The following is a 4,538-nucleotide window of genomic DNA, read 5'->3' on the forward strand; positions in this document are numbered from 1 at the left end:
CGAAAGAACTGGAGTCCTGTCGCGCAGACAATGTTTGCTTTCGAAGAATTCCCGGAAGCGATTCAGTAGACCCAGCGAGAACTCAGACCGCAACAGCGCGACGCGCTCTGACTTTCTGGATGTATGCCAGCACTGGACGGGAGAGCAGCAGTACGCAGAGCGTAATGGTCAGATTCATCGGGCTCTTGACGCCGGGTTTCACCTGCCACCAGTAGTGGATGATTCCGCAGATCGCCGCAAAATAGACAAGCTTGTGCAGGCGGTTCCATCGCTTGCCGCCAAGTTTGCGAATGGCCCATGTCGTCGAAGTGGCCGCGAGCGGCACCAGCAGTGTATAGGCCGCAAAACCCGCGATGATGAAGCGGCGCTTGGTGATGTCTGTTTTGAACACGCTGAGATCGAAGTTCATGTACAGCCCGATGTAGGTGGCCAGATGCAGCGAAGCGTAGAAAAACGCGAAGAGCCCCAACAGACGCCGGAACTTGATGAGCCACGACAGGCGCGGCGATAGCAGACGCAGGGGCGTGATGGCCAGCGAAAGGACGAGCATCAACAGGGCGTTGTAACCCGTGGTCAGCGTGATGGTCGACGTAGGATCGGGGCCGAGCGTGTTGGTAACGGCCTCGTAGACGAGCATCACAAACGGAGAAATGCACGCGATCCACGTGAGTGTCTTGAGCGTGATGAGGGTCGTGCGATTCATGAGGGTCCAGGGAAGCGGAGTTAGCGGCGCATAGCGCCTGTTAGCGGAGCTTCGCACCGTTAGCGGAGTTCGAAAAGCAAGAACGTGACTCCGCCAACACTTTCCTAACTCTGCTAGAAGTTCTTCTTCAAGTCCATTCCGGTGTACATTGAGGCTACCTGGTCGCCATAGCCGTTGAACATGAGCGTCGTCCGGCGCTGCTGGTAGAACGGCAAACCTATGCGGCGCTCGGTCTTCTGGCTCCAGCGCGGGTGATCGACGTTGGGATTCACGTTGGAGTAGAACCCGTATTCGCTTGGTCCCATCTCGCTCCAGGTTGTCGGCGGTTCCTTTTCGACGAAGCGAATCCTCACGATCGATTTCGCCGATTTGAATCCGTACTTCCATGGCACAACGATGCGAATCGGGGCGCCGTTCTGGTTGGGGAGAACTTCGCCGTAAAGCCCAAAGGTGAGCAGCGTGAGCGGATGCATGGCCTCATCCATGCGCAGCCCTTCTGAATACGCCGAATAGAAGGATGCTTCACTCGCCCACTTCTCCACTTTGGTGTCGTAGTAGGAGAGGAACTGCACGTATTTGGCGCTGGGCAGCGGATCGCATTCCTTTATTAATTCAGAGAGCGAGTAGCCGACCCACGGAATAACCATGCTCCACGCCTCGACGCAGCGATGACGATAGACTCGCTCTTCCAGCGGGCGTAACTTCAACAAGGCTTCGATGTCGATGGTTTTTGACTGTTTGACTTTACCTTCAACCTTGACGGCCCAAGGGCGCGTAGGCAACGCACCGGCGTTCTCGGCCGGCTCATTCTTCTGCACTCCGAATTCGTAATAGTTGTTGTAGTGGGTCACGTCCTGCAGGCTGGTGAGTTGTTCGCCGGTGGTGGAGAGCGGGCTTTTGACGGTTTGCAGTTTCGTGTCGGCCAGGACGCTTGTGCGAGGTGCAAACACATCGGCAAGCCGGTCGACTCCGGCGATGGCTGCGCCAGCTGCGGCAGTACCGGCAATGGCGTTGCGCAGAAATCGACGCCGGCTGAAGAACTCGTCGTAGCTTTCTTTAGGCGTAATCTCCGATGAGGGAATGTCGGAGGGTTTGCGAATCAGCATGGGCGACCTCGTTCCGAGTTTTTCGGACTACTTTTATTAGACACGCCATATCAGCCGCAAGTTACAGCATTGCGGAAACACTTTGATGTCAATGGAAGCGTCAGTTTTTGATACGGTTGCGGCGGGCCGCAGGGGCGGCGGGCCGGGCCATAGCCGGCAGGCTGCCGCGCGGGAATGAAGTGGACTGCCGCACCACAAGCTTGGTGGGAATCTGCCATTCTTTCTGCTGCGCGTAAGGATTGTCAGGCTCGATGCCGGCGCGCAGGGCCTGCACAGCGGCCGTGGCAAGATGTTTGCACGACATCCGGACCGTGGTCAGCGATGGCAGCATGAACTGCGCAAGATGAATATCATCGAATCCCACAACGGAAACGTCCTGCGGCACTGATTGGGTCGTTCGATGCAGACCATGCAACACACCAATCGCGGTCATGTCGTTGGAGCAGACAATGCCGGTCGGAAGTTCTGCTAGCGCAAGTAATTGTTCGCTCGCCTTGATGCCGCCTTCCATGGTGTGCGTGCCCTCGACCAGATGCTCGGGCGGAACGGTCAGTCCGAGTTCGGCCATGGCACCGAGGAAAGCATCGCGTCGCGCTATCGCGGAGCGCATCTGCAAAGGACCACTGATAAAAGCGATCCGGCGATGTCCAAGTGCTGCGAGGTGTTGCACCGCCTCGCGAATTCCCTCTCCATAGTTAACTTTGAGGATACGAATATTCGGCAAGTCCGGTCCGGCATCCACAAACACGAGCGGGAATGCGCGCTCAACGAGCTTCTGGATCAGTTCTTCTTCGATGCCGAATGTCATGATTGCCACTCCGTCTACACTGCGCTGCAGCATGCGGCGGATAAGCGCTTCAGTGCGGGTGGTGTCGTAGTTTGTGGAGCCTATGAAAACCTCATATCCCTGCTCCACGGCGAGATTCTCAAACTCCTGGACGAGTTCTGGGAAAAAAGGATTCGTGATCTCCGAGACCACCAGGCCAAGGATGCGGCTGCGTCCGGAGACGAGAGCGCGCGCCTGGGTGTTTGGGACGTATCCAACTTCCTTGATGGCGCTCCAGACACGCTCCGCCAAGTCAGGCGCAACGGTGGCGATCCCATTTACCACCCGCGAAACAGTTGCAATGGAAACGCCCGCATGCCGCGCCACGTCGCGAATGCTCGCATTGGCCGAGCGAAGCCTGTTCGGATTTTTTCTCGGACCACCCACAGATGAACTGATTCTAAAGGATTTTCTTGTGTTACACGAATGATTTACGTGAACAATTGCGCAAGGAACAGCAGTGAAACCATTGAATAAACTGGCTAGACCGCAGTTTAAGAAAGCGCCATTTGCGCAATCGATTGGGGCGATTGGGGTCCATTCTGGAAAACGCTTCCACGCTGGAAGATCGGACTCGCTATGGATGACTCTGGCTACCACCGGCAACTTCAATCGCATGGCGCAGCAGCACGAGGATGGACACGAGGCTCTCTTCGGCTCCGCGTTTGCTCCCCGGCAAATTGACGATCAGGGTTGAGCCACATAAACCGGCGACTCCGCGCGACAGCCACGAAAAGGGGTTGCTTTCGGCTCCGCGGGATCGCATGGCTTCAGCGAGGCCCGGTGCATGGCGATCAACCACGCGGAGTGTAGCCTCGGGCGTGCGATCGCGCTGGCTCATGCCTGTTCCACCCGCCGTCAGGATCAGCGCCGCTCCCTGCACGCTCCATCGCTCGAGTTGTGACGCGATCTTCTCTTCATCATCCGGCAAAAGCGCAGTCTCAACTTGTGCGGCAGGCCAGTGCTGAAGCAGCAACTCGACAACCGCCGGACCCGCCGTGTCGGTCATCAGGCCCTGCGAACAGCGGTCGGAAACCGTTAATACACAGAGGAGCATAGCGATGATTGTAGCTACCTTGCCGGAAGAACTTTGATAGTCTGCAGCCAGATCTTTGCGGTTTCAGGCCAGGTAGTTACCGGTAGTGCGGTCCGGCGCAGACCATATCCGTGTCCGCCCTCAGCATAGATATGCAGTTCGGCGGGCACCTTGGCGGCTTTCAATTGCAGAAAATAGACGGTAGCGTTTTCGACGTGCACCGGATCATCCTCTGCCTGAACGATGAAGGTGGGGGGCGTTTGTGCAGTAGGGTTAATGTCGGCGTTGGGCGCCATGTTTTGAGCGGCATTGGCGAGATATCCGGGGTAGATGATGAGCGCGAAGTCAGGGCGGCAGCTGAGCTGGTCGGCGGCATCGATCGGGTCGTAGAGGCGCTTGTCAAAATGCGTGCTGAGAGCGGCGGAGAGATGTGCGCCCGCAGAGAAGCCTAGAACTCCAACGCGGTCGGGATCAATTTTCCACTGGGCAGCGTGCTGGCGAACGAGGCCGAGCGCGCGTTGCGCATCTTGAAGTGCAGCGGCGGATTTGGGATACGGGCCGGTGTTGGGCACGCGATACTTCACCAGCACGCAAGTTACGTCGATAGAGTTGAGCCAGTCGCAGACCTCGGTGCCTTCGAGATCGATGGCGAGGATCGTATAGCCGCCTCCCGGAAACACAACGACAGCCGGTCGCGCGGCATTGCCTTTCGCTGCGTAAAGCGTGAGCGTCGGGCTGGAGACGTTTCCAAGGCGCACGAGCGGCTTGCCGGCGATGAGGTTGTCCGTGGGCTTGGTCGTATCAATCTCGGCCGGTGGGTTCGCAGGCGCGCCGGGAGCGCCGTTCGGCCACAGCGGGAGGGTAATG

At 57.8% G+C, this 4,538-nt stretch carries 5 protein-coding genes; all 5 read right to left on the reverse strand.

Features of this window, described 5'->3' with window-relative positions; genetic code table 11:
• Positions 1-82: 82 nt before the first annotated feature.
• Positions 83-703 carry a protein-methionine-sulfoxide reductase heme-binding subunit MsrQ gene (locus tag WA354_RS00180; protein WP_472810984.1) on the reverse strand — a complete coding sequence of 207 codons (621 nt, stop codon included), beginning with the start codon at positions 701-703 and terminating at the stop codon, positions 83-85.
• A 113-nt stretch (positions 704-816) separates the two neighbouring features.
• Entirely contained in the window at positions 817-1,809 is a 993-nt protein-coding gene (gene msrP / locus WA354_RS00185) for a protein-methionine-sulfoxide reductase catalytic subunit MsrP (protein ID WP_472810985.1), read from the reverse strand.
• 100 nt (positions 1,810-1,909) lie between these two features.
• On the reverse strand, positions 1,910-2,962 hold the full coding sequence (locus WA354_RS00190) for a LacI family DNA-binding transcriptional regulator (RefSeq protein WP_472810986.1): 1,053 nt from the start codon (positions 2,960-2,962) through the stop codon (positions 1,910-1,912).
• 250 nt (positions 2,963-3,212) lie between these two features.
• Entirely contained in the window at positions 3,213-3,692 is a 480-nt protein-coding gene (locus WA354_RS00195; RefSeq protein WP_472810987.1) for a MogA/MoaB family molybdenum cofactor biosynthesis protein, read from the reverse strand.
• Positions 3,693-3,706: 14 nt separating this feature from the next.
• The coding region (locus WA354_RS00200) for an alpha/beta hydrolase (RefSeq protein WP_472810988.1) at positions 3,707-4,538 on the reverse strand (832 nt) is incomplete at its 5' end.

It is taken from the genome of Occallatibacter sp., assembly GCF_049802275.1.
Classification (GTDB): domain Bacteria; phylum Acidobacteriota; class Terriglobia; order Terriglobales; family Acidobacteriaceae; genus Telmatobacter.